The 23,984-nt window shown below is 58.2% G+C and carries 29 protein-coding genes, 1 tRNA gene and 1 pseudogene; 1 reads left to right on the forward strand and 30 read right to left on the reverse strand.

The window, feature by feature from the left end:
* Window positions 1–113: 113 nt before the first annotated feature.
* The 7 genes from ACSVIK_RS05810 to ACSVIK_RS05840 all read right to left on the reverse strand — a co-directional run bounded on the left by ACSVIK_RS05810 (window position 114) and on the right by ACSVIK_RS05840 (window position 4,844).
* Window positions 114–1,028 carry a hypothetical protein gene (locus tag ACSVIK_RS05810; RefSeq protein WP_442443418.1) on the reverse strand — a complete coding sequence of 305 codons (915 nt, stop codon included), beginning with the start codon at window positions 1,026–1,028 and terminating at the stop codon, window positions 114–116.
* Window positions 1,029–1,045: 17 nt separating this feature from the next.
* On the reverse strand, window positions 1,046–1,294 hold the full coding sequence (locus tag ACSVIK_RS05815) for a hypothetical protein (protein ID WP_442443419.1): 249 nt from the start codon (window positions 1,292–1,294) through the stop codon (window positions 1,046–1,048).
* A 115-nt stretch (window positions 1,295–1,409) separates the two neighbouring features.
* Window positions 1,410–1,598 carry a ribosome modulation factor gene (locus ACSVIK_RS05820; protein ID WP_442443420.1) on the reverse strand — a complete coding sequence of 63 codons (189 nt, stop codon included), beginning with the start codon at window positions 1,596–1,598 and terminating at the stop codon, window positions 1,410–1,412.
* A gap of 62 nt (window positions 1,599–1,660) precedes the next feature.
* Window positions 1,661–2,131 (reverse strand): single-stranded DNA-binding protein, encoded by a 471-nt coding sequence (locus ACSVIK_RS05825; RefSeq protein ID WP_442443421.1) that lies wholly within the window; start codon window positions 2,129–2,131, stop codon window positions 1,661–1,663.
* 39 nt (window positions 2,132–2,170) lie between these two features.
* On the reverse strand, window positions 2,171–2,656 hold the full coding sequence (locus tag ACSVIK_RS05830; protein WP_442443422.1) for a DUF3158 family protein: 486 nt from the start codon (window positions 2,654–2,656) through the stop codon (window positions 2,171–2,173).
* Window positions 2,646–3,425 carry a PFL_4669 family integrating conjugative element protein gene (locus ACSVIK_RS05835; RefSeq protein WP_442443423.1) on the reverse strand — a complete coding sequence of 260 codons (780 nt, stop codon included), beginning with the start codon at window positions 3,423–3,425 and terminating at the stop codon, window positions 2,646–2,648. The genes ACSVIK_RS05830 and ACSVIK_RS05835 overlap by 11 nt, the downstream gene beginning before the upstream one ends.
* Window positions 3,426–3,557: 132 nt before the next feature.
* On the reverse strand, window positions 3,558–4,844 hold the full coding sequence (locus ACSVIK_RS05840) for an AAA family ATPase (protein WP_442443424.1): 1,287 nt from the start codon (window positions 4,842–4,844) through the stop codon (window positions 3,558–3,560).
* A gap of 691 nt (window positions 4,845–5,535) precedes the next feature.
* Here ACSVIK_RS05840 and ACSVIK_RS05845 point away from each other — a divergent pair.
* Entirely contained in the window at window positions 5,536–6,042 is a 507-nt protein-coding gene (locus ACSVIK_RS05845; protein WP_442443425.1) for a hypothetical protein, read from the forward strand.
* A 244-nt stretch (window positions 6,043–6,286) separates the two neighbouring features.
* On the opposite strand, the gene ACSVIK_RS05850 is transcribed toward ACSVIK_RS05845, so the two are convergent.
* From ACSVIK_RS05850 to ACSVIK_RS05960, 23 genes and pseudogenes are all read right to left on the reverse strand, one after another.
* Window positions 6,287–6,727, reverse strand: a complete 441-nt coding sequence (locus ACSVIK_RS05850; protein WP_442443426.1) for a hypothetical protein — start codon at window positions 6,725–6,727, stop codon at window positions 6,287–6,289.
* Window positions 6,724–7,197, reverse strand: coding sequence for a hypothetical protein (locus ACSVIK_RS05855; RefSeq protein ID WP_442443427.1), 474 nt, complete (start codon window positions 7,195–7,197; stop codon window positions 6,724–6,726). The genes ACSVIK_RS05850 and ACSVIK_RS05855 overlap by 4 nt, the downstream gene beginning before the upstream one ends.
* Complete coding sequence (locus tag ACSVIK_RS05860) at window positions 7,190–8,521, reverse strand: STY4528 family pathogenicity island replication protein (protein ID WP_442443428.1); 1,332 nt, start codon at window positions 8,519–8,521, stop codon at window positions 7,190–7,192. The genes ACSVIK_RS05855 and ACSVIK_RS05860 overlap by 8 nt, the downstream gene beginning before the upstream one ends.
* On the reverse strand, window positions 8,518–9,171 hold the full coding sequence (locus tag ACSVIK_RS05865; protein WP_442443429.1) for a DUF2857 domain-containing protein: 654 nt from the start codon (window positions 9,169–9,171) through the stop codon (window positions 8,518–8,520). Before ACSVIK_RS05865 ends, ACSVIK_RS05860 begins: the two co-directional genes overlap by 4 nt.
* 1 nt (window position 9,172) lies before the next feature.
* Window positions 9,173–10,693 (reverse strand): ParB family protein, encoded by a 1,521-nt coding sequence (locus ACSVIK_RS05870; RefSeq protein ID WP_442443430.1) that lies wholly within the window; start codon window positions 10,691–10,693, stop codon window positions 9,173–9,175.
* Between the two features lie 56 nt (window positions 10,694–10,749).
* A pseudogene (locus tag ACSVIK_RS05875) lies at window positions 10,750–10,959 on the reverse strand (Arc family DNA-binding protein); the annotation flags it as partial.
* Window positions 10,960–11,101: 142 nt separating this feature from the next.
* Entirely contained in the window at window positions 11,102–12,118 is a 1,017-nt protein-coding gene (locus tag ACSVIK_RS05880) for a hypothetical protein (protein WP_442443431.1), read from the reverse strand.
* Window positions 12,115–13,134 (reverse strand): nucleoid-associated protein YejK, encoded by a 1,020-nt coding sequence (gene yejK / locus ACSVIK_RS05885; RefSeq protein WP_442443432.1) that lies wholly within the window; start codon window positions 13,132–13,134, stop codon window positions 12,115–12,117. The genes ACSVIK_RS05880 and yejK overlap by 4 nt, the downstream gene beginning before the upstream one ends.
* Complete coding sequence (locus ACSVIK_RS05890; RefSeq protein ID WP_442443433.1) at window positions 13,134–13,535, reverse strand: hypothetical protein; 402 nt, start codon at window positions 13,533–13,535, stop codon at window positions 13,134–13,136. The genes yejK and ACSVIK_RS05890 overlap by 1 nt, the downstream gene beginning before the upstream one ends.
* The gene (locus tag ACSVIK_RS05895; RefSeq protein ID WP_442443434.1) at window positions 13,532–14,047 is read right to left on the reverse strand and encodes a hypothetical protein; all 516 of its coding nucleotides are present in this window, start codon (window positions 14,045–14,047) and stop codon (window positions 13,532–13,534) included. Before ACSVIK_RS05895 ends, ACSVIK_RS05890 begins: the two co-directional genes overlap by 4 nt.
* A 126-nt stretch (window positions 14,048–14,173) precedes the next feature.
* Window positions 14,174–15,523: a replicative DNA helicase gene (gene dnaB / locus ACSVIK_RS05900; RefSeq protein WP_442443435.1), complete on the reverse strand. Its 1,350-nt coding sequence runs from the start codon at window positions 15,521–15,523 to the stop codon at window positions 14,174–14,176.
* The gene (locus tag ACSVIK_RS05905) at window positions 15,520–16,218 is read right to left on the reverse strand and encodes a DUF2786 domain-containing protein (RefSeq protein WP_442443436.1); all 699 of its coding nucleotides are present in this window, start codon (window positions 16,216–16,218) and stop codon (window positions 15,520–15,522) included. Before ACSVIK_RS05905 ends, dnaB begins: the two co-directional genes overlap by 4 nt.
* Window positions 16,218–16,427: a hypothetical protein gene (locus tag ACSVIK_RS05910; protein WP_442443437.1), complete on the reverse strand. Its 210-nt coding sequence runs from the start codon at window positions 16,425–16,427 to the stop codon at window positions 16,218–16,220. Before ACSVIK_RS05910 ends, ACSVIK_RS05905 begins: the two co-directional genes overlap by 1 nt.
* A complete protein-coding gene (locus ACSVIK_RS05915; RefSeq protein ID WP_442443438.1) occupies window positions 16,411–16,875 on the reverse strand; it encodes a hypothetical protein in 465 nt (154 codons plus the stop codon). The genes ACSVIK_RS05910 and ACSVIK_RS05915 overlap by 17 nt, the downstream gene beginning before the upstream one ends.
* Window positions 16,875–17,150 carry a hypothetical protein gene (locus ACSVIK_RS05920; RefSeq protein ID WP_442443439.1) on the reverse strand — a complete coding sequence of 92 codons (276 nt, stop codon included), beginning with the start codon at window positions 17,148–17,150 and terminating at the stop codon, window positions 16,875–16,877. The genes ACSVIK_RS05915 and ACSVIK_RS05920 overlap by 1 nt, the downstream gene beginning before the upstream one ends.
* On the reverse strand, window positions 17,147–17,890 hold the full coding sequence (locus ACSVIK_RS05925; protein ID WP_442443440.1) for a hypothetical protein: 744 nt from the start codon (window positions 17,888–17,890) through the stop codon (window positions 17,147–17,149). Before ACSVIK_RS05925 ends, ACSVIK_RS05920 begins: the two co-directional genes overlap by 4 nt.
* Before the next feature lies 1 nt (window position 17,891).
* Complete coding sequence (locus tag ACSVIK_RS05930; protein ID WP_442443441.1) at window positions 17,892–18,719, reverse strand: ParA family protein; 828 nt, start codon at window positions 18,717–18,719, stop codon at window positions 17,892–17,894.
* Window positions 18,720–19,142: 423 nt separating this feature from the next.
* Window positions 19,143–20,360, reverse strand: a complete 1,218-nt coding sequence (locus tag ACSVIK_RS05935) for a methyltransferase (protein ID WP_442443442.1) — start codon at window positions 20,358–20,360, stop codon at window positions 19,143–19,145.
* A gap of 69 nt (window positions 20,361–20,429) precedes the next feature.
* Window positions 20,430–21,122, reverse strand: coding sequence for an ABC transporter permease (locus tag ACSVIK_RS05940; protein ID WP_442443443.1), 693 nt, complete (start codon window positions 21,120–21,122; stop codon window positions 20,430–20,432).
* Window positions 21,119–21,814, reverse strand: a complete 696-nt coding sequence (locus ACSVIK_RS05945; protein WP_442443444.1) for an ABC transporter permease — start codon at window positions 21,812–21,814, stop codon at window positions 21,119–21,121. The genes ACSVIK_RS05940 and ACSVIK_RS05945 overlap by 4 nt, the downstream gene beginning before the upstream one ends.
* 199 nt (window positions 21,815–22,013) lie before the next feature.
* Complete coding sequence (locus ACSVIK_RS05950; RefSeq protein WP_268179438.1) at window positions 22,014–22,766, reverse strand: ABC transporter substrate-binding protein; 753 nt, start codon at window positions 22,764–22,766, stop codon at window positions 22,014–22,016.
* Window positions 22,767–22,781: 15 nt separating this feature from the next.
* Window positions 22,782–23,555, reverse strand: a complete 774-nt coding sequence (locus ACSVIK_RS05955; RefSeq protein ID WP_442443445.1) for an ABC transporter ATP-binding protein — start codon at window positions 23,553–23,555, stop codon at window positions 22,782–22,784.
* Window positions 23,556–23,799: 244 nt separating this feature from the next.
* A tRNA-Phe gene (locus ACSVIK_RS05960) sits at window positions 23,800–23,875 on the reverse strand.
* Window positions 23,876–23,984: the final 109 nt, after the last annotated feature.

Consider the following 23,984-nt stretch of genomic DNA (forward strand, 5'->3'; position numbering starts at 1 on the left):
CATGCGCCTAACGGATGACGTAGGCCGCATGGTTCTTGAGTGGTGGTCAGTCGTTCAATGGAAAGGTCTTTTTTGGTGGAAGGGGAATTAACAGTTCAAAGCCACCACCTCGATTACTGCAGTAGATGCCCGAGCTTTTGTTTAGCCAACTCGACTAAGTGCATCCGGCGGTGTCCTTTACCCTCCGGTATGCGAATGAGCCGGTCGAATTCGCTGTAGTCAAAATCAATCGCTTCTTGGTGGATATCTTCAAAACCACCCCCAACCTTCAGGGAGACGTTCATCACCATGCGTTCAGTAATGCCAGCATTGTTGGATGTTTTGCTGAAGCGATGCTTGAGATAATTGACCTTCAAATCGAAGAATATTGGCTTTGAATCGTCTGCCGGGACTTTCGATATCAGCCGACCGTCCTTGCTGATGTCAGCACCCGGGACATGCTGACGTATCGCTTCAACCAATGCGCTGTTACCAGAAACGCGCTGGTTGAACAGGTCGGTGGCGTTGGACATATACGCAAAAACCCAAGGGACATTGCGCAGAGTAGCTCCCGAGTACATGAACCCACGTTCCCCGACATACCTATCGAGCATCTTGCCTAGAGCATTTGTCGAAAGGACTAGGCCTGTCTGTTTTTCGAGTATGTAGGCGACGCGGTCAAAGTGCTCGATCAGCAGCTTCACGATCTTGCGGGGAACCCCATCAAATCGGGCTTTGCGCGAAGACTTATCGTGTTGCCTTGGATTGAAGTAAGGGCAGTTCTCTTTGGCCTCGTCATCCAGCGGAGCGATGCCTTTGACGCCTGTCACCATGTGCTTCCCAAACGGTTGCTGCACATTGGGCGGCAATTCGTACAATCCAATGAGTTGGATTGGATTGTCACAGGCCGGGCAAACCGCAAAATGAGAGTCGCGCCCCATTGTTCCTGGCTGATACCAAGGTTCACGACAGCGTGTTTGTTCCTCGAAAATATCCTTGTCAATTTTCGAGCCGTCAATCTGATCAACTGTCAGTTTGAATTCATCCATCCTGGGTAGGGTCTCTCTCAGCGCTTGTGGGAGAGATCATATCGACCTCTTACAGCGACCCACCAGTCCTCCGGTAGATCAGGGATAGCGCCCTGATCCTCAGCAAACCTCAAACACTGCAGGATCGTTGTCAGCCCCATCGAGAACTCATGGTGCTGATCCTTGAGAACGAAGACCAGGTGGTTATCGCAGCTCTGGCAATCTGTCGCCGTGGCGCCCTGAGCGTTGAGCTCGGCGCGATTCTTGAGTATTTGATCGTGATTCATGATTAGCCTCGTTTTTAGCTGATTCCCAAGCTGCAGCTTTCAACAGGCTGTGAGGAGGGGCCAGAGGTAATCATTAATCCACTTGCCGTGGGTTTGTCGTGAGCAAGTGGTGCGACTAGATCAGCAGCGGCATCTGCTTGCCTGCGCTGTAACCACGCAGCCAGGAAGCCTTCAACGGATGATGGGAGTACGGACACGAATGAACTGGCAGCCCTGAAATGGCTGCTTTGCGCCCGGCCTCAAAGATTGCTGCATGGGGATTGTTGAAGCGGCGGTTGTCAGTACAGGTAGAGTTTCTGGGCATGGACGCCTGCTCCACGATGAAAAAGCCCCCAGTTATCCAGGGGCTTGGCGATAAACGCGATTTTAAGCAGGGTAGTCGTCGAAGGTCTCGGGATAGTCCTGGCTTTGCTGCTGTGCCGGTCGATCCTGACGCGGTGCTTGACCAGATTGCCCTTGAGGTTGTTTCGCTTCCATTACGATATCAGCGATTCGGTGCAGGCCAACAGTGACCTGGGTGGCCTGAATCTTCAACGCTGACTTCTCCTCCTGGGAGTCACGATCACGCCAAGTATCCTTCACTTGTCGACCGAAGACCGTCACCCGCATGCCCTTCTGGAGCAGTTGCGAGTAACGCTCGGCGTCGCGGTGCCACCACTCCACTTGCATCCAGAATCCGCCTTTATCCTCGCGCCCCCCTTTTCCATCCGGAACCTGATTGTCGAAGTACACGTTGAGTCGACAGAGCCGACGCGGCTGGTCGTTGCCGTTCGGGAACTCGCGGAATTCAGGATCCGAGCCGATGTTGCCGACCCAGCCATTGACTGGTGCTGCCATGAAGCCTCCTTGTAGCTTGCGCTATTGCGTTGTGATGATTCAGTTGAGGGAGAAAGCCTGGTCGGCCATTTCAGCTTTCTGGGCGCATTCGGCGGCTTGGCGCGCGATGTACTGCATGACTGATGCCTGCATGTTCAGCGCCATTCGCTGCTTCTCCAGAATGAGCAAATTTGTGCGGGTCTGTGGGCCTGTGAGCGGGTCTTGCACCACCTTCTTCCAGAGCTGGAATCCCATGCTCTGCTCTGCTGCGTGACGCATGGTTCGCCAGCGCAGGTACCCGACACCTGATTTGGCCTTGTGAACCCGGAGCACGATGTTGCGGTGAGCTATCTGCTGGTGATCAGAAACGCTCACCAGACGATCCATCATCTGGTTCAACGTGACCAATGCCTCCCTCGCGCTCTGCTCCAACTCGCGGTAGTCCCCCTTACCCTTAAAAGGTTTTAAAAGGCCTTTTAGGGAGGAGTCGTGCGCCATGCGCCGGTAGAGGTCGTTCGCCCCTTCCTGTGAGAGGTCATGCGCCATCGGGCTCACCCTCGCCCTCAACCTCCGGATCTGCGCTCTGCTCCAGTTCAGAATCGTCGGCATCCTGATCTGCGGCAGAGGCCGTGCCATTGCGCAGTTGCGGCAGCGCAGGTGCGTAGCTGGAGCGCACAGTGCCTTCCAATACGTCCTGGGGCAGTTGGCCGAACTTCTCGATTGCGTCGCGTGCGCGTGCATTGTTGGCTGCGATGTCGTCGCGAGTGACACCGGCATGGCGGTACTGCTGGGCCAGCCCATAGCAACTGCGGATCTCGTGAGCTCCCCGATCGAGCATCTGCTCCATGAGCTTGCGACCGATCAGGGCCGTGTGATGGGCCAGCAGAATGCGACGGGCGAGGGTGTCGTATTCAGTGAGCATGTAGACACCGATGTAGCCCAGCTGGCAGCCAATGAAGAGCGGTAGTCGAACCGGCTGGACGTTGAGGTTTTCTGCAATGCTGATTGCTGGCGGCACCTTCTTCAGCAGTTCATCGACTTGCTGTGCCAGTTGCTGGATCTCGGTGCGGGCTGCCTCCAGGCGTTCCTCCATGCGTATGAGCCAGTGATCTGCATAGGGGTCGTTTTGTGCTGCTGCGTTCTTCATCTGATCCATCAGCGTGATGAAGCGAGGCATGCCGATGATGGTGTGGGCTTGTCCGGTCTCTTCGGATTTGCGGCGACCGAACCACAAGCGGGCAGCGTGATGAGTATGCATGGTGATACTCATGTCGCTGCGCAGACTGCCGAGGTTGAGAGCGATGTTTTCGGCCACAAGGCCTCCTACTGATGACGTTGTGAGGAGTTGTGCGCCGATGGTCGATGTAGCCGCTACGCCACTCAACGGATAATCAAAAGCCCAAGAGGGGGGAGTTTCTGAACGTCCTTGTTCGTAGCCAGGTTCAGGTCAGTCCTTCATGTTGCTGACTTCTTCGATGAGCTCATCGTGATCAACACCGGGGCCGTGCTCCTTGAACTCGTTCTGCCGATCATCCATGTCCTCTTCACACGTCTCTGCCGCTCGTTTCAGCCGGCCAGTTAGCAGTTCGCGGGCGTGCTCCAAGGTCTTGGCCGTCAGCTCTTCTCGGGTGACACGGGTAACACCGAAGGCGGTCACGATGATCTCTTTGATCTCAGCAGCAGTGCAGCGATCGAGAGCGGCTCCCAGATCCTTGGCCGGTATATGGCAATCGTCTGGTAGGTAGTGCTGGGCGCATAGAGCCGCAGCTTTTCGCCGGAAAGCCCCAACAGGTATCACACGGTCTATGCGGCCAGGGCGCTTGAGGATTCGCTCATCAATATGCTTGGGATAGTTGGTCGAGAAGATGACGTAGGTGCCTGCGACATTCCTGGGTGTCTTGATTCCATCCAGGAAACTGAGAATTTCGGCGCCTGCATAACCCTTGTAGAGGTGATCGACTTCCTCTGCGATCACGATGGTTGGCGTGGAGCGACGTGCGGCCTCATAACACACATCCCGAAAAGTGCTGCCGTCCGCCTGAATGAATGCGTACTTGCTGCTGTAGTTCGCTGCGAGTACACGGGCGAGGGTGGTCTTCCCAGTACCAGGTGGCCCTGCCATCAGAACCTTGCGCATGCCTGCCTGGCCGTAGCGCGTGTAGAAGTCGATGTCTTCAAAGAACTGGATGAAGTCCGATTCCAGATTTTCGTATTGGGGATGCCCAGAGAAGGCGGAGGCTTCTTTCACCAGCGAAGGCTTTGGCCTGTGATAGATCAGCCCATTGTCTTTCTCGCAGTCCCACAACCCTTTCTTGGGGAGGTTGCGGCGCAGGTTCTTCGATCCGGTGCGGCAGAGGTTGTGCAATTGAAGTATCGCGCTCTGCCGGCCAACGGCGTACTCAATGCACAGCGAGCCGTTGAGCCGGCAACGCACAATATGGACAACCTCGTCTTTACTCAGGCGCACACGAAAGGCGCCCGAGGCGTCCTTGAACATCAGCTTGTTGCCACTCTGCGCCCGAACCACAACTGGGCTGCTGCGCGACACCATCAGACTGGACTCGATTGGCTCAATATCCAAATAGCTGAAAGCCTTCTGGGTTCGCCGAGTGATCAGCAGCTCAGCCAGCTTGGGGTAATAGTGCTCATCCTTCACCACCACGCCGAAATCATCCGGGTACATCTGCTTGTGGTAGTTCAGTGCCTGTTTCCACATGGGTACTTTGCCAGTCATACGCCTCGGGCTCCTTGCATTTATCGGTACGCGAGCAATCTCGCCTGCAAGGAAGAGGGCTTGCTATAGAAAACCAATAACCCGGTGCCGCTGAATCGAGTGTCGACCTGTGAAGCCTTCACAGGTCAGGTTGGTGCTCGTCGACCTATGGAGCCTCCATAGGTCAGTCTGGTGTTGGTGCCCCATCACTCACCGACTGGCTCCAGGGTGATGCGGGCCGCATCGCTCACCGACTGGCTCCAGGTTGGTGAAGGCTTCACCACTCGCCGGCTGGCTCCGGGGTGTTGATACCTCGTCTTAAGGTTTCACAGGCAAGGCTGATGGGGCATTCCGAAAATGGTCGATATTGACGCAACGAGTTATCGAGCTAATGTTCAAGTAAATCGAAACAGTGTCTGAGGCACAGGCTATGCCCCCAAATGGAACAGGCTCGGGTTCCGAGTCAGACTCAGACTCAGACTCGGACTCGCTTAATAACGTAGACTTTTCAGCTCTTCTCGACTTTGGAGATTCAAGCCCTCAAGAGGATACGGGCTATGTCGACATAGAGTTTTGGACCAGCCTACATGAGCAGTCCGATGGCCCCAGTGCATTAGGTTATATACGGGATGACGTCACTCTCCAAGGAGAGCTAAAGCCGCCTGGAGCGAATAATGGAGGTCTGCTCTATGTCAGCGCATACCGCAAGGGTATGAGCGTGACCCTCTCTGGCTCCATTGAACCTACACCAGGTAGTGTTCCCGCATATTGGTTGCCATGGAAAAAAGGAACAACGGTATATGCTCAGCGTCATTGGTTTGAAAAATCAAAGTGTCAATTTTTTCTGACTACGAAGTTGACGGGTTGTCAGTTCGTGATTACAGATAACCTGGTTCTTCATATTGCTAGCGATGCAAATGGTGCGTTCGACTTTGATTCTGGTTCAGGAACACGAGCAGCCGCACGAACACAGATTATTGGAAGTGCCCCGCATCGCAAAATGTCAGTTACAGATCATCGTGTAACGGGTGAAACTCAGAAGCACTTTGGCTATGGTAAGTACGATAACTTTGAAGGAAGGCCTAAGGACTCGCTTAGACCTCACGCTTTCATTTTTGGAATGAAGCAAAATAGTGGTCGTTGGATCTACAAAGCTTTGACATTCTCTCCTGGCAGCATGGGGGTATGGGAGACACTAGTTGTCCCTGAGAGTCTCTAGTCGTCGACTTATGCACGTACGACGTTAGCCTCATTCCTTCCCATCAGTGCATTAGGTTCTACCCGATCACTCACCGACCGGCACCAGGGTGTTGGAGGCTCCAACACTTGCCGACTGGTTTCAGAGTGTTGAAGGCTTCAACACTTATGCGGCCCGCACAGGTCAGAAGGCACACCAGAACACCAACCAGCGAAAACACAAGACCGACAGCAGAGAGGATCAGCGGAACATTTGATGACATGGCTCAGGTCCCATAAGCGATCTTGATAGACCGCACGCGAAGTCGAGCAGCAACAGCTACGACAAACATCCAGTACTCGTCGTGTGACGCGGTCGAGGCGTATTGGGTCGGCGTCATCATTTCCGCGTCGAGTTGCATTTGCTGCTGTGAGAGGTGGTCGTCAAAGCTGTAGCGCTTGTGTTCTTTCCCTCCGAACTCGACTGCAAACATCAGTGGAACTTGCCCTTGTTCTTCAATCCACAACTGCGTGTAGCCGTTCGGTGAATCTGCAGGATCTCTGTAGGGCGGGACAAATGATTGGATGCATAGCGTTGATTCTGGACGCTCGCCGACGGCATTGAATATGGATTCAACCAAACGACTTACATGCTCAAGATCCAAGTCGGCGGCAGGCGAGAGTGCAGGGCCGTGAACAATCGCTACCGAATACGATTCGTGTGTCATAGCGAACCCCCGGTCTCCATGGAGGGTGGAGGCAGCAACAGTGGCAACGTGGCTTTGGCCAACTGGCGGATGTCCTCGCGCTCATGTTCGGCGGCCTCTGCCACAAGCCGTGGGTAATCAGGATCCAGCTTGACCACCTCGGCGATGCTGGCCACCTCATCATGCACCCCGTAGAGCGTGCCGCCTCCCATGGCATCACCGCATCGAGTCAGCCACCTGCAGAGACGGAGTTTGAGCAAGACATCTCGCAGCGCCGGTAGCTCATCCGGGTTGTTGTACAGCAGTTGGGCCAGCTCAGTGCTGCTCTCGAGGTCGTGAACACGGTTGTGCTCGCTCAGGACTTTCACTGCCATCCAGCAGATTTTCTCCTCATGCGAGAGCGTGCTCGCAGTGATGAGCCGGCGCGGAATGACCTCCATCGGGTTTCCGAAGAACAGCAGGGCTCCAAATTCTTGATCATGCTCACTCATCGGTCTGAGTCTCCGTCGTAGCGGGTTGCGGGGGCTGTGAGGGCTTTTTGCCAACCAGGTTGCGGATAGCTTGAATCTCCGAAGCGATATCGACTGGCTTGCCCAGGGGAGGGCGCTTCGGCGTCGGAGCGGTGGCTTGGGGTAATGCGTGCGGTTGTACGGAGGGCGCGGCAGGTGGCTGCTGTGGCGTTGGTGTTCCCTGCTCGGCGGTGAACTTGAACTGCCCTGTTTTGGCCCGGTCGATCAGACCGATCAGGTACGCGCTCATGTTGCGTACGGACTTTCGACGTGCCGCTGCCTCGTTGATGATCGCTTGGTGAAGGTCTTCAGGGACTGCGCTCATGTAGCGCGTGATGACCTGCTGCTCATCAGCGTTGAGGGTCAGGCTCGACCAGTCCAGCTCCCCAGTACGTACTTTTACAGAAACAGTTTCTTGTAAAGTACGTACTGTATATGGGTTTGAAAATCGAACTCTGTCGGCAGGCCCAGTGTTTTCAACAGGGTTCGATTTTGTTGCCGCCGCTTCAGCCTGGGTCTCACTTTCAAACTCATGGGCAGCATCCTGGGTTTGAATTTCGTTTGCACTGGGTTTGAAATTTGAACCTGGCTGCTCTGCCCCGGTTCGATTTTCAAACCCGGTAGGTTCGGGCGGAGTGCTTTGAGTTCGTTTTTTGTTCGCCCTGGACGCTTTGGTTTTCGGGCGCGGCTTGCTCAGCTCATGATCACTGAGTCGCTCCTCGAACAGGCCGAGCCGAGTCATCAGGTATCGAGCGGTAGAGTCGTCGGCCAACTCATCAAAGACGATATTGGCCACCTTGCGTACAGCCTGGTTGCCATGGCTGCGGCAACGTCCAACGAACGCGATGTAGTCGGTGTCGATGCCGGCGGCATCAACGATCGACACGGGTTCGTCGTGCAGTGCATAGATGTTGCCGACCATTCGGCCATTGGCGGTGTTCCTGGCCTGGTGGCATAGGCTGAGCCAGCGAGTCAGACGCAGGATGTAGACCACTCTGTTCACCGTGCTTTTGCTGGCCTGGCCGCTGTCCGCCCTGGAGGAGAGGAGGCGTTGGAGGGCGTCATAGCTGGGGAATGATGTCTCGCGATCCTTTGACGCCATCATGCGAAATGCCATCCAGCCGATTTTGTCGACCGGGGACAGACGTTCGTCCACCAGGAGCCGTCTGGGGGTAGTTTCCATCGGGTTGCCGAAGAACAGCAGCCCACCCATGTCGTCATGGTCGGTGCGTCCGGCTGCTCGATCCGCTTCCCTCTGTGTCAGTTGCCCACAGGCCCGGCCAATCAGTGCCTGCAAATCAATCATCGAACAGCCTCCTTGCTGCTCGAGGCTGAGGTCTTGCGGGATGTTTTCGGTTTGCCCTTGGAAGAACGCTCTAGCATCTTCTTCACGTCGGCGTGCCATTCGTGAACCAGCTTCCAGATGACCGACAGCGGCTTGCCGGTCTCTTCGGCCAGCATCATCATGATGTCCAGGCTTTCGATGGAATTGGCGTCTATCAGCTCGGGCTTGATTCCCGCATGCGCGATCAGGCTCTGCCAGCGGCCCCAGATCAGGTGAAGCTCTTCCACCTCAGGCATCTTGGGACGTCCGGTCTTGATGCTAATACCTAGTAAGCGACGTCGAGCGCTCACCTCTTCGGAGGTGATGCCGAAGAGCTTGTTGAGCATCTCGATGCTCGCGCCGAGCTGAATCGCCCTCTGAACCAGTTGGGCGCGCTGGCCCTCCTCTTGCAAGCGCCCGAGAGCTTTCCCTAGCAAGTCGTGATTGATGCTGATTTTCACGAAGCGCACGGGCATCCGAGTCAGTTCGGTGATGTCGCTGAACGAAAGCTGATTCAGGCGAATCAGCTCGTCCTCCTTGAACCCAAACTCCAGGCAGCGGCGAAAGTCACCGTCGCGCAGGTGGGTCATGACCTGGTGCAGCACTGCTGTATTCAGTGGGCTGTCGGACATCTCATTTCTCCCCGTTCAATTCCTTTGCTCGGCGAGCCAGCCGGATCATGCGGAAGACCTTGATGATCAGGTCGTCCGGCAGGTGATGGAGCAGCAGCTCGGCCAGGTCATCTGGTGCGACAGGTTGAATGTCGGCTGCCGGCGAATTGCCGGAGAGGCTGGCGAGAAACTGCCAGGTGGTTTCTGATGCTGCCGACGTGAAGGCTTCAGGGCGCCTCAGTGTGAAGCCCATGCCTTGATGCTGAGTCGAGGTCATGTGATCGAGGATGCCGGCCCATGACGCAACTTCCATCGCGATCAGATCCGCCAGGTTTCGCAGTGCTTCGATGCTGTCCTGTTGCGGGTAGATCGCCCAGATGTCGCTGACAGGGGCGAGGCCACCCGTGGACACAGGGATTGAAACGACTGGCCCATTACCTGAATCTGCAGGCGGTATGGGCGGCTGCTTGGTTTTGGTTCCAGTAGAACTGCCAGTGGGAGTCGCGGCCGGGGGCTGGGCGCCTGCAGGATGCTGTGGAGGTTGCTGCTGCCCACTGCCCAAAGTGCCGCCGTCGGGCGTTGCTGTAGCTGGTGGAAGGTTTGCAGGCGGTTGATAGCCGCTTTCCTGCTGCTGTGGCGCACGCTTGGGATCCTGAGCCACTTCGATCTCAAACAGAATGTGCTCATAGCTGACGTCGTTCGCGCGCAGCGCGTCGGTCATCGCGCCGATGAGATCGTCCTTGAAGTGGCTGAAGACATACCCCTCGGGTTCCTGGTCATAGACGCTGAGGGTGGTACTGAAGAGTAGGTCGAACTGGATGCCAGACGCGGGTTCGCCTTTCTCTTCGATGAGCTTTGCCCAAGCTTTTTCGGCATTGGAGCGGAGCTGTAGCAGTTTGTCAGTTGAGTCTCGACCGGCGCCGGCCCACAAGATGCTGGGAATGTACGGAAACAGATGCTGGAGCGTCTGCTCCATGCGGCTCAGGTGCGATTGATCAATCGGGTAACCATCCGCTTTTAGACGTCGGGCCAGCTCACGTTGGGAGATGTCTTTCCCATCATCCTGCTCCTGATACAGCGCCTTGGCCTGCGCAACGCCCAGGCAGCGCTCAATCCAGATCAGCCGACCATGTGTATCGTTCTCGGCCATGTGGCCGGTGAGGGCGAAGATCTCACTTTTCCAGGGCTTGAACAGGCACGGGATGCGGAAGAACCGTTCGTCACGGGTCTCCTGCCACAACTCGCCCAGGATCTGCAGGCGCGTATTCCCGCCGTTGTGGATGGTGTAGTGCTCCTCCCCGGGGCGCCGGCTCACCTGTGGTGGGCTGTCGAGGCCTCGAGCACGGATCGAATCCTTGATCTCCTCGTACTTCTCGTTCTTCTTGACCCGTGGGTTGAGGTTGTACGGGCGCAATTGATCGAGCGTCAGCACCATCTGTACCGGCTCAAGCGGATCGCTCAGCGAGGACGGCTGCGGCGAGGATGTGGTGAAGTGGCCCACCAGGAGCTTGTCACGCAGAGACGTTTTGGCGACAGGCTTCATGCCGTTGCTCCTTCTGCCTGTGCTTGTGTTTGCAGCACGCGGATACGGAAGTGTGCGTCGTCGAGCGCCGATTGCAGGCGCTGCAACTCCTGGTCGGCCTGCAGGCTCTGCTCAAGGCGTTGGATGATCTCCATGTTCATGGAGCGGTGCTGTGCCTTCGCCTTGTCGGAGATCTTGTCCCGCATGCCGTCCGGCAAGCGGAGTACGAATTTGTCCTGATCGCGGCTGTGTTTGTGCGCAAGGTTCTGGTGCTTCACATGGCTCATGTATTACCTCCAATAACAACTGTTGAGCCCGACTGCTCCCCCGAGGAACCGGAACCCGGTTCTTGGGTCTTACGTTTCGGCGCTGTCCATAACGAGCCCTGCATCGGGCTGGTGTTGGGGGCTCGTTTGGGGAGCGCCTTTATCACTCTCCTGCTGGGGGCGCTCCCTCACGAGTCAGGCTCTGCATCAGATCAATCCACTCGTGAAAGCCTTCAGGCGCTTTGTGGAAGGTCGCCATCTGTCGAACTCGCTCGTAGATCTCCGCCTCGCGCTGTTTCCCGCTCTGCACCAGAGCCTCTAATCGGTGGCGAGGTAACGTCACCGTGTCCGTGTGCTCGCGCTTGAGGCTGCAGAGATAGGTTTCCAGAGCGAGGTGATCCAAAGGCGCTGGAGGCGAGTTGGCGTCCAGCATGTCGATGGCGTAAAGGGCGTATGCCAGACCCTGAATGAGCTCTGAGCGGGATGGTTTCGAGGCAGTCTCGACGGCGGCAGAGTCGGGCTGGTCGCCGATTTGAGCAGCCTTCCCCAGGTGGTTGATCGCAGCGAAGAGAAGCTGCTGTACCGCGACCAGTGCTCCAGCATTCCATAGCTCTTGCCCGGCCAGCGTCTCCTGCAGACGCAGCCGTTCCGACTGTGCTTCTGTAGCCGCACGGCCCAGTACGAGATCCATACTGGTTATCTCAGATTCGGATACCCAGGTATCCACTGCTTGAGGATCCAGGTCACCTGTGCAAGCGCTCGTGAGCAATTCTCCTGCTCGCTCCACCTTGGCCAGCAAAGCCTCGATTTGGCGATATGCCGTGACGCGCAGTACCAACTGCTCGTCATGGGACTGCCGCAGCATTCCAACTTCCTCGAGGAGCTGCTTCAGGCGCTCAAACATGGCGCTGACGACGAAGGGGGGCAGCATCGATGGCTGCCGAAGCCAGAGGCTGTGCCAGGCCAGTAGGTCATTGCCGCTGAGCACAGGCCACGGCCCTTCAGACGCTGTCTCGCCGACCTTCAGCATTGCCTTGAACGCGCATGAAAGTGCTGTTGCAGGGGCGTTGCCTTGAGCGGCAGCAGCGTTCAATGCGCGCATGCCTGCATCAACCATTTCGGTAGTCAGCCAGGTTGGCGATGGGGTAGGGGACTCCTGCCGGAGAGGATCGGCACTCACGACTTCACCTCTTTTTGGGCGCGGCGAAGCTGCTCACGGAGCTGCGTCGGCACTTGGCGAATGACCAGCGTGTCGCGGCCCTCGTCGTAATCGATCTTCGAGCCCAACATGTGCGCCTCGAAGCTGATTGCGAGGCCTTCGGCGCGGCCAGTGAAACGCTGGAACTGGCTCAGGGTGCGTTTGTCCGCCGGAAATTCCGGGGCCATGCCGTAGTCCTTGTTGCGGATGTGCTCGTAGAAGGCCTTGGGGCGTTCTTCGTCGATCAGCCCGGAGAGTTCTTCCAGGGTGATGGGTTCACCCATCTTGGCCTGGCTACTGGCGTAGCCGACCAGGGTCTTGGTCTTCTCGCGGGCCTGCTCTTCGGGCAGATCTTCGCTTTCCACGTAGTCGCTGAAGGCCTTGAGCAGGGTGCGCGTCTCGCCCGGGCCGTCGACCCCTTCCTGGCAGCCGATGAAGTCGCGGAAGTAGTCCGACACCTTCTTGCCGTTCTTGCCCTTGATGAAGGAGATGTACTGCTTGGACTGCTTGTTGTTCTGCCACTCGCTGATGTTGAGGCGCGCGGCCAGGTGCAACTGGCCGAGGTCGAGGTGCTTGGCCGGGGTCACGTCCAGCGCGTCGGTCACTGCCACGCCTTCGCTGTGGTGCAGCAGGGCGATGGCCAGGTAGTCGGTCATGCCTTGCTGATAGTGGGCGAAGAGGACGTGGCCGCCGGTGGACAGGTTGGATTCTTCCATCAGCGTCTGCAGGTGCTCGACGGCCTGGCGACTGAAGGCGGTGAAGTCCTGCTCGCCATCGAGATAGGCCTTGAGCCAGCCGCTGAAGGGGTAGGCGCCGGATTCCTCGTGGAACAAGCCCCAGGCCTTGCCCTGCTTGGCGTTGTAGTTCTCGTTGAGGTCGGCCAGCAGGTTTTCCATGGCTTGCGAGGTGGCCAGCTCGCTGTCGCGGGCATGTAGCACGACGGGCGTGCCGTCGGGTTTTTTGTCGAGCAGATGAACAATGCAATGACGGATAGGCATTAGCGTGCCTCCTTTTCGTCTGATAGAGGCTTTTGCCGTACCCAAACACACACTGGCCCACGCTCAGTGTCGTGGAGCGAAAAGATGAACCAGCCGCTACCACTTGGCTCGGTGGGTTGCCAAAGGCTGCAGGCAGGCGTGCCTGTTTCCATCCAGATCGTCTGCAACTCGTCGGGGGCGTCGTATTCGTATTCCGTGACTTGACTCTGAAGTCCTCTAGCTGAGAACCAAGCAGTGATCTCAGACGACGTGGTTCCTTCGTCCCAGAAGTGGGGGTATTGCGGGTGCGTCCAGAAACCGTGCTCATCTCGCTCAACGGGCACAGCCTGGATAGCGCATTCAGAGGAAGAAGCATCACAGCCAAGTTTTTCTGCTGACTCAACCTGCTTGGAATTGATCATTTGGCCTCCTTGGAAATGTGCTTGCCTACTTGGATCGCTACGATCTCAGGGGAACGATCGGGGTAGGTTTTGCAGAGGTCGCTCAGGAACGTCCTGACCTCATCTCTTGCACCTGGGATCCGGAACACCACGGTGCAGTGCTGCGCATCACCCTGCGTAGGAACCTGGGGCAGCACCGCGACTTTCATGGAGCGAGCAAGCAGGTGCTGCGGAACCCATACCGACCAGAAATAGGCGGATAGAAGGCCGGCAGCTCCACGCCTGGTTACTTCCAGGGTGTCGTGGTTGGTCAGTTCGAGATCGACGTAGCCGAGCTCCTGCAGGGATCGCAGATCCTCCTGCAGGTGGAGTGGGGCGACCGTGCTCTCATCTCGGGACAGGCGGTTGATCACAAGCGCCATGGCGTCCAGCTCCACAGCGTTGATGCCAAGCTGATGGGCATATACCAGCGCTGACTGATCGAACGGGGCGACGGCTGGGATATGGCGTAGTTGTAGCGCGCTACTGTTCATCACCGAACTCCTCGAGCTCCTCGAGCTCGATGGTGAAGCAGATAGGGCAGCAGGCCGCGTCGGCCAAGTAGCGAGGCCGTAGGTGGTGATTGCAGTGCCTGCACCAGTGGGTGGGGGAGAGCAGCGTCATACGCGGACTCCTTCAGCCAGCGACCGAGCTGACAAGTTGGCGAATCGGGTTTCGCGGCCAATGAAGGCCGTGCGAACGGTCGTTGTCGGGCCGTTTCGGAACTTGCCGAAAATGAGCTCGGCTACTCCCTTGTCCTCGGTGTTGGGGTGGTAGACCTCGTCGCGGTACACGAACATGATGATGTCCGCGTCTTGCTCAATCGCTCCTGACTCTCGAAGGTCAGCATTCACTGGTCGTTTGTTGGGGCGTTGCTCTACCGCGCGATTGAGCTGCGAAAGAGCAATAACCGGGCAATTGAACTCCTTGGCCACTCCCTTCAAGGCGCCACTGATCTCCGCGATCTCGAGGTTGCGGTTCTCTCGCCCGGTTACGCGCATCAGTTGCAAGTAATCGATCATGATGGCGGCGGGGTCACCGAACTTGCGGGCTGCACGGCGCGCTCGAGCACGCAACGCAGTAGGTGAAATGCCGGCCTCATCATCAATGATCAAGCGGCCTTCCATCTGCTTCATCGTCGCCACTGCATGGGTCAGTCTTGGCCAGTCTTCGTCTTGAAGGTCACCCTTCATCAAGGCATTCGCGTCTAGGTGCCCTATCTGGGCAAGCATCCGATAGAGCAGCAGGCGCGCCGGCATTTCCAGGCTGTATACCTGGACGGTCTTGTCCGGCTTAGCGTCTAGGATCGGCTTGATCCAGTTGAGCACCAGAGAGGTTTTGCCCATGGAGGGACGGCCAGCAACGATGATCAAATCCGCGGGCTGCAGGCCTGCAGTTACTGCATCGAGGTCGTCGAGCCCGGTAGGCACTCCGGTCAGGCTGGAGTCGCTATTGAAATTTCGGTCGATCTCATCGACGACACCCACCAGTGCATCAGCGAGGTTGACGAAGTCAGATTTCGAGTTCGCCTGGTTCAGCGCGAAGAGTCGTGCCTCGCACTCCTCGTGGACTGCCTCAACATTTGCATCCGGCTCATAGGCCATGCGCGCAGTATCGTTGCCGAGAGTGATCAACTTTCGGAGGTGGGCGCGTTTGGCGACCACGTTCGCGTACGCCACGATGTTGGCCACCGAGGGAATGTTCTTCGCGAGCTCACCCAGGTAGGCCAGGCCGACGTCACTGCTGTCTCTGTGCAGTTCTTCACCAACTGTGACCACGTCGATTGGTTGACCTTGATCAGCCAGACGGTTGATCGCGATGAATATCTGCCGATGCTCTGCACGGTAGAAGTCGCCGGCGCCAACGATGTCTGCGATCAGATCCCAGGTCGAGTTATCCAGCATCAGTCCGCCGAGTACCGATTGTTCGGCCTCGATGGAGTGAGGGGGCAGGAATTGAATATCGCTCATCGACCGGCCCCTCCGTACTGGAGGGCAGCCAGCGGAGTCTGCTGGACGCCTCTGTGCAAATGAGCATGACGGCCTGCAGACCGGCCATGTTCTGACGCTTTGGCGTCATGAGCGCGGCGGGCCTCTACTCGCTTCAGCTCCTGGGTAGTCGCATCTGCGAAGTGTTTGCCTTCGTATGCGAGTAGTGCAGTGATTGTGGTCTGATCAGCTCCAGCAAACTGCTGAACCTTCGTGGAGACTGCATCAATCCACCCTTGCGCGAAGAGATCGCCACGCCTGCGCTTGGTTGCGAGCTTGCAACGCGACTGTTTAGCCACGAAGGATTTACGGGCTTTCAGCAATTGGTGATGAAGCATTGAGTAGGCGTGGCTGGCCAGCTCGCTCGACATGCCGATGCCGTAGAAACGGAAATGCCAGCCTCGGGCCTGGTAGGGGGAGCCAACCACCCTGCAGTTGAAGGCGTCTGCGCATACGCTGGCCAGCCGAAACATCCAGTTCGTAGGCTTGGATTTGGTGCCGCAACGAACCTGGTGCTCGACTACTCCGGCAGCGAGTACGTCACCCATATCGAGGTGATACTTGTCCATGAGCGCTCTGGCATGGCGCAGGGCTGTTTCGGCTTCGTGCTCCGAGTCAGTACCTTCCGCGCGAGCGAGGCATTTGAGCGCTTTATCGAGTGCCTTGTCCTTCTCCATCAGATGGCCCTCCGCAGTTCGCGAACACCATCCAGGATCATTCCAACCGAATCTAAGTTTTCACCTGTAACCGCTAGCAGGATCATCTCTCGGCCAGATTCGAGGGTCAGATGAACGAGGTCGTATGCATCAGCCTTCATCGCTTCTGCTGTGTCGACCAGTTGCTTGAGCGTGGTTTGGTTGAAATCGGAATTACTGATCAGAGGCATGCTGGCAGCCCTCCAGGATCGGTGTAATCAACCACTTGCTGTCGATGCGACCAGATCGCTCACAGGGAAGCTGTTCCACCTTGCATTCGTGATCTGGGAAGAGCTTCTTGGCCAGGGCATGGACGGGATATTCAGAGCTATGTGTGCAGGACACCTTGAAGCCCCTGACAGAGCTGGTGATGTAACCATCCCCGTCAAGACGAACCGTTACTTCCACAGGGGAAAGGGGAATCATCGCCTTGACTGGATAGCGAATGTTTCCCTCTTCACCGAAGCGATTGTGGTGAACGAGTTCGCCCGCTTTCAGCTTGGAAAGATTCGTGATCTGCAGGCCGCACCAGATCTGCTTTTGAAAAGGCCAGCAGCCCGTTACAACACCCTGTTCATCAACCTGCCAACGCAGAAAGTCCTGTCCGTGGTCTTGGAAATGAATGATTGCGCTTGGCATCAGGCATTACCTCGTTTAGCTGTTGGCAGGGCATCCTCGGCCTTCTCCCCAGAGGCTGTAACGGGATGCTCGAGAGTGATGGCTGTGCCCATTACGCCTAGGAGCAGTCCGATCAGGAAGAAAAGAGGCAGCATCAACAGGGCATGTAGGTACAGAGCGTCGGGCGCCGGAACATCGCCGGCCAGCATCCAGCTCGTGTACATGGCGCCAGTAACGACGGAGAGCGAGAGTAATGCGACTGCATAAGCCGCTAGCCTCGGAAGTGAGCGGTTCATGGCCGACCCTCCGAGTTCGCGTCGTCAGCTAATGCTTCTGACCAGATGCGGAGGGTCTCGACCGCCTGCGGATCCGCGAGCACTTGATCCCTAGAATCAACAACGCGCTGTTGGAGTTCTTCGAGCTGTTCCTGGACGCTGCGGTCGTCCAGTTCATAGGTGATTGCAAATTGAATGCTCTGGAGAATGTCTCGCCGGTGATCGGCGAGTCGAGATAGCTTCCACTCCGGGATCGACCAGCCAATAAGCCTGGAAAAGTCTGTGACCTCCTCTCGGAGCGCGTGATGGAATTTCAAACCGGGGCGGAAGTCTTGGTAGACACCAAGACGGTGAAACACCAGAGCCAGCTTGATGATCTCCAGCTTCTGCTCGAGCGTTTCATGTGGCAACGGGAACGCTTTACCGCTCAAAATCTGGGCTTCTTTCCCGCGCTGTTTCCTCCAGGCAGCCTTTGTATCCTCGCTGCGTTTCTTGCGTTCTTTGGCGTGCGTGATGTTCTCGTTGACCGAGTCGATGAGCTGAGCTGCATCCTTGAGCAGTTGCCGCTGTTCACGCGTCAGTTTTGCGCCTATCCGACCCAGTAGTGTGTGGCTGTCTACCAAGTTGCGAAGTTCGCGGGAATTGCCTGTTAGCTTGGATTGAACCGAGCGAAGCTCATTGGAGCTGTAGAACTGGCTCAGCTCGACGACAACATCTGCAGTGATGCCGTCTGCTTGAGTGAGGTGTGACACCTTGGTCATGTCACACCCCCTCGAAGCGCCAAGTCCAGCTTGGCCAAACCTCGCAAGCGACAGACTTCATCGTCTGGAGGGCAGATGCTGTACGTCGATTGGAGGGGGTGGAGCGTTCGAGGTGGTGTGCCGGCACGCCTTGAGAGGCCGCTACTCGGTAGGTCACCAATGCAGGGATATGAGTCCCCAGCACCTTGACGCTATCACCCATCGTTCCGAGCATGTCGCGAATTTCCAGGGCGATATCACGGGCATCGTTTGTTTTGTCCTGGCGATTGAACACGACATTCAACGGCAACTCAGAGAGGCCCAGGGTGCGGCGCAGGTTGTTGACGCCCTGGAGCAGTTGCAACGTTCCGCGATTGAATTCCCGTGCCGCTAGCATCTCGGGGTAGAGCGGGGAAATGGCATTGTCTGCTGCTACAAGAGCCATCTCCACGGTTACAGCGGAAGTACCCTTCGTGTCGATTACCACCAGATCGTACTGATCCGTGAGACGTGCCAGCAGAGAACGCAGGCGCAGCCGACCATCCGGCGCATGTAGCAGGAGGGTTTCGAGCTGATTGTAAGGGTCATTGGAGAGGATGATATCCAGATTAGGAATCTGGGTTTTGGAGATGACCTTAGCTGCGTCCAGGGTGCTGTGTACGAGCATGTCGTACACGCCGCCAGACGCGAGATAGTCGAGCTGGAAATAGCTCGAAAGCGTAGGTTGGCCTGTATCCAGGTCGATCAGCAGGGTGCGAAGACCGGCATCTGCTGATAACGCGCCCAGGTTGGCTGAAGCGGTGGTTTTCCCGGTTCCGCCTTTCGTTGAGTAGGTAGCTGTAACTTGCATGACACTCGCCTCGTTTGAAGGATCAAACGAGAACTCATGGCTTTGCGCCGTGACGAGTGCTGAATGTGCTGGCCGATCTGATGCAACGAATTACAAGTCAGTTGCTCTACCAGCTGAGCTATACCGGCATAGGTGGGGGCGCCATTATATCCATTCATAGGCTCGCGTAAAGCCATGATGGTGCTCGGAATTCCTGTGCGAGCTATCACCACCGAGCGGCTTATGCACAATCGGAATTTATCTTCCAGCGCCAGGTATGAAAGGTTTGACTTTCGTCATGGTTTTCTGCAAGTGGCTGTTTTATCTAGGGTTTAGCCCGCATGCTCAGAAATTGATCAGATGTCCACGGGCCTTTCTGCGTGGCCGTTACAGGCAGTTGCTCAGGCGGCATCAACAGAGTTATCCACAGCTTCTGTGAGCAACTCAGGGGCGTTCGGCCAGCAATAGAAGGTTGCGTGGGCTGAGGCGGTAGTCGCAGAAACTGCCCAGGCGGACTTCATACCCCTGTTCCTGCAGATAGAGGGCGCGATCCAGTAGCAGCCAGAGCTCCAGTGGGCGGCGGAACAGGCCGCGTACCAGCTCCTGGTTGCGCACCATGGCCAGGCGTTGCCAGCCCTGGGCCTCCAGCGCTGGCCAGTCCTCGTCGCCAGGGGCGGGGACATCTCGCAGGGCGGCCAGGTCGCGGCAGAAGTCGGCGAAGGACTTGTCGAGCCAGTGGCTGGCCAGAGCGGGGGTGTTGAGGTATTGATCCGTGCCGCGCAGGCGCCGTTGCAGCAGGTCGAAGGCCAGGCGCCAGGCCATGGAGCGATCCCGCTGGCGCCTGGTGCGGGCGCCGGCGGTGACGGTTTCGCTCAAGGGCAGGCCCAGGTCATCGCGGGAAAGGTGCAGGCTGGAGGCCTGGGCCGCAATGCTGAGTGGTCGATAATGCGCCGTGCTGATGCGGTTATAGCAGCAGGGTGCCACGGCCAGGTGCACGCAGCCCTTGGCACTGGCCAGTTGCAGCAGGCGCACGTGCAGGTCGCCACAGGCATGCAGGGCCACCGGGCTGTGCTCGGGTTGCAGGCGCGTGGCGGCAGTGTCGGCCATGACATCCTGGCACAGATGCTCGGCGGCGATGTTCAGGCGCTGGCTGAGGGCGGCGCCTGCTGTTACCAGGGCTGGATCGTATTCCAGGCAGGTCAGCTGTTGCCCGCCACGGGCCAGCCAGCGTCCCAGGTGGCCTTTGCCCGAGCACCAGTCGAGCCAGTGGCTGGGAGCAGTATTGAATTGCAGACGGCTGGCGAAGGCCTTGATCTGCTCCAGTTTACGTCCGGGAATGTCATGCAGGTGGCGCGCCTTGGGCGGGGGCTCATCGCCTCCGCTCGGCAGGCTGCCGACGCTGGCCAGCTCACGCGCTTGCACTGCCCAGTCCCGAAACGGGGCGGGGGCATCGAGCGTCCAGGGTTCGCCGTGGTCGGCCTCGGCCTGTTCCAGGGTGCGGCTGCGCAGCCAGGCGGCGAGTTCGGGCCAGTCGCCTTCCCAGGGCAGTTGCAACTGGGTGAAGGGCTTGGGGCGCCAGAGCCGCTGGTGCTCATCGATCCAGGCGTCGAGGGCCTGAAAGCGTTCGAGCAGTGCTGGGCCTTGGAGGATGGTGTTTGGCATGGTGCGCAACCGGGCGGGGCTTTCTGGAGAGCCAGTAGCTGGGCGTCGAGCGGCGACGCCCAGCAGGTATCAGCGGCCCTGGCTGGCGTCGACCCGCAGCCAACGCTCCAGGCTGCGGAACATCAGGGTCAGCGCCAGGGTGATAAGCAGGTAGAAGAGGCCGGCGTAGCAGAAGAACAGCATGTACTGGTAGTTCTTCGCGGCGATGGTCTTGGCCATGCCCATCAGGTCGTACAGGGTCACGGTGTAGACCACGGCGCTGGCCTTGAGCATGAGGATGACCTCGTTGCTGTAAGCCGGCAGGGCGATGCGCGCGGCGCGCGGCAGGATGATGTACAGCAGCGCCTGCCTGCGCGACATGCCCAGCGAACGCGCCGCCTCTACCTCCCCCTTGGGGATCGCATGGATGGCGCCACGCAGGATCTCGGCGATATAGGCCGCCGTGTGCAGCGACATGGCCAGCAGGGTGCAGAAGAACGGATCACGCAGGTAGGGCCAGAGTATGCCTTTACGCACCGCCTCGAACTGCGCCAGCCCGTAGTACACCAGGGCCAGTTGCAGCAGCAGCGGGGTGCCGCGGAAGAAGAAGATGTAGCTGTAGGGCAGGGCGCGCACGTACCAGTGCCGGGACGCGCGGGCGATACCCAGCGGTACGGCGAGAATCAGGCCGATGATGGCCGACAGACCCAGCAGCTCCAGGGTGAGCAGGGCGCCCTCGAGCATCTTCGGCGTCCACTTGGCGAGCAGTTCCCACTCGCTCATAGCTCGTTCCTCGTGAAGCCCTGGCTGACGCGTTTTTCCGCCAGGTGCATGATGGTCATGGCGACGACGGTCAGGCCCAGATAGATGAGCGCCGCCGTCAGATAGAAGGTGAAGGGTTCCTTGGTGGCGTTGGAGGCGATGCTGGCCTTGCGCATGATCTCGTCGAGGGAAATCAGCGAAACCAGCGCGGTGTCCTTGAGCAGCACCAGGTACAGGTTGCCCAGGCCAGGCAGCGCGACACGCCAGACTTGCGGGAGGATGATGCGCCAGAAGATGCGTGCCGAGGAAAGCCCGAGCGTCTGCCCGGCTTCACGATGCCCCTTGGGGATGGCCAGCAGCGCGCCACGCAGCACTTCGGTGGCGTAGGCGCCGAAGCACAGGGCCAGGGCGCAGGTGCCGGCGGCGAAGGGCGACAGCGCCAGATCGGGATGGCCGAACAGGCTGCCCAGGGCATTCAGGCCACTGACGGTGCCGAAATAGACCATCAACACCCAGAGCGTTTCCGGCACGCCACGCACCACCGTGGTGTAGAGCGTGGCTAGCGCACGCAGGGCGCGGAAGCGGGAGGTCTTGGCGACAGCGCCCAGCAGGCCCAGCAGCAGCCCCAGCGACACGGCGGCCAGCGAGAGCTTGATGGTCATGAGCGTGCCTTCGGCAAGCTGGTTGCCGAAGCCATGCAGGTCGAGAATCATGGTCTTGGTTTCTAGTCGGTGCAGGGGCGCCCCGTTCGGGACACCTCTAAAAACTACCTGCGTTGCCATCGCTGCGTTAAAAAACAGGCTCAAAGTGCTCATTTACAGCGCGTAAACTGCGCTTCTTCGCCTGTTTGTGCCTTGCGCTGACTTCCTCGCTTACGTTCTTAGAGGTGTCCTTTAGGGGCGCCGAGGCGCATCAATAGATGCTGAACGGGAAGTACTTGTCGTTGATCTGCTTGTAGGTGCCGTCAGCGACGATTTCCTTCAGCGCGGTGTTGAGCTTCTCGCGCAGCGGGTCGCCCTTGCGCACGGCAATGCCGATCTTGTCGTTGTCGAACACCGGCTCGCCCTTGAACTCGAAGTCCTTGCCGGCATCGCTCTTGAGCCATTCCCAGTTGACGAACTTGTCCGCCAGCACGCCATCGACGCGGCCGGAAGCCAGGTCCAGGTAGGCGTTTTCCTGGGTGTCATAGAGCTTGATGTCGACGACGTCTTCGAGGTTCTCTTCCAGCCAGGTGCCGGCGATGGTCGAACGCTGGGCGCCAATCACCTTGCCCTTGAGGCTCGCCTTGTCGGTCTTGAAGTCAGCGTCTTTCGGGGCGATGAACTGCAGCTTGTTGGTGTAGTAGGGGTCGGTGAAGTCCACGGCCTGCTTGCGCTCGTCGGTGATCGACATGGAGGCGATGAGGAAGTCGAACTTCTTGGCATTGAGGGCGGGGATGATGCCGTCCCAGTCGGAGGTGACCACCTCGCACTCGACCTTCATCTTGGCGCACAGGGCCTGGCCGATTTCCACGTCGAAGCCGGTGGCCTTGCCGCTTGCATCGATCAGGTTGAAGGGCGGGTAGGCGCCTTCGGTGCCGATCTTCAGCTTGTCGGCAGCGATGGCCTGGGTGCCGAAGGCCAGGGTAGCGGCCGCAGCCAGCAGGATCTTCTTGTAACTGTGCATGGGGTTTGCTCCGTGTTAGCGATTGCTGGACATGAATTGTTTACAGCGAGCCGATAGCGGGTTGTCGAACACCTGGGCCGGTGGCCCCTGTTCCTCGACCTGGCCCTGATGCAGGAACACCACTTCGCTGGATACCTGGCGAGCGAAGTTCATCTCGTGGGTCACCAGCAGCATGGTGCGCCCTTCATCGGCAAGCGCGCGGATCACGTTAAGCACTTCTTGTACCATCTCCGGGTCGAGGGCCGAAGTGGGCTCGTCGAACAGGATGACCTTGGGCTGCATGGCCAGGGTGCGCGCGATGGCCGCGCGTTGTTGCTGGCCGCCGGAAAGCTGGTTGGGGTAGACGTGGCGCTTGTCGGCGATGCCGACCTTGGCCAGCAGCCCTTCGGCCACTTCGATGGCTTCGGCCTTGCTCTGGCCGAGCACGCGGCGCGGTGCCTCGATGATGTTGTCGAGCACGCTCATGTGCGGCCACAGATTGAAATTCTGGAAGACGAAGCCGATCTCGCTGCGCAGGCGGTTGATCTGCTGATTGTCGGCGGCCACCAGTTCGCCGTTCTTCGCCGCTTTGAGCTTGAGCTCCTCACCGGCGACGAAGATCTGCCCCTCGTGCGGGTTTTCCAGCAGGTTGATGCAGCGCAGGAAGGTGGACTTGCCGGAGCCGGATGAGCCGAGGATGGAGATGACGTCGCCGTCTTTGGCCGTCAGGGAAATGCCCTTGAGCACTTCGAGGTCGCCGTAGCGTTTGTGCAGGTTGCGAATGTCCAGCGCGGGCGTCGCCTCGGCCATGGGGTGGGATCCTCTTCTTCTTCGATAGCGCTCCGGCGTGCAGCAGACCGTCCTGGCAGGCGGCCAAGCTAGCATAGCGATTACGTGATCGCCATGCCGTTTGCCGGCCTGAAGGCGGGTCCGTGCCCAGGGTGTCGCCTGGTTGCAGCAGCTTGTCGCGCAGGCGAAAAATGACGCGCGATTATTGTCGGAGCAGAAAGCAAAAAGCCCCAGCGCATGGCTGAGGCTCTTTGTTATGAATCAGTGGTGCCCAGGGACGGAATCGAACCGCCGACACGGGGATTTTCAATCCCCTGCTCTACCAACTGAGCTACCTGGGCCAACGGGGCGCTATTAGACGGATTTGAAGGATCAGTGTCAAGCGCGGGTTTGAAAAATATTTAATTATTTCGGGCGCTTAGGTTAATGGCGGTAGGGTGCGCTGTGCGC

Source organism: Pseudomonas sp. NCHU5216 (assembly GCF_052156495.1).
Lineage (GTDB): Bacteria > Pseudomonadota > Gammaproteobacteria > Pseudomonadales > Pseudomonadaceae > Aquipseudomonas.